This window comes from Wenzhouxiangella sp. YN9, assembly GCF_056324165.1.
The window spans coordinates 1-346 of sequence record NZ_JBJNIP010000094.1; the positions used below are offsets into that span (position 1 = coordinate 1).

Here is a 346-nt window from a genome sequence, read left to right on the forward strand (position 1 = left end):
GGAACAGCATCAACCACAGCCAATCAAACCAACTCAGAAGGCAACAATGATGGCTAAGAGGTCCAGCAACAACACGACATTTATGCACTTATCGATGCTAGGAGGGGTGTTATTGACCCTCTTGCCATGGTCGCCAACACTGGCATTGTTACAACCCCATTGGGCAGCGATGATGATTGCCTATTGGTCCTTGAATGCAGCCAACAGTCGCGTGATGTACGTGGCGTTTGCTTATGGTTTGTTGCTCGATGTTTTGATGGGCGCCTTATTAGGTAAGCACGGCATGTCGCTGGTGGCCTTGTCATTTTTGGTGACCAAGTCAGCGAAGAAATTACGCATGACTTCT

General features: G+C 48.6%; 1 protein-coding gene. It reads left to right on the forward strand.

Annotated elements, in window-relative coordinates; genetic code table 11:
• A partial coding sequence (gene mreD, locus ACEWQ0_RS08055) for a rod shape-determining protein MreD (RefSeq protein ID WP_476485031.1) occupies positions 1-346 on the forward strand: 346 nt, incomplete at both ends.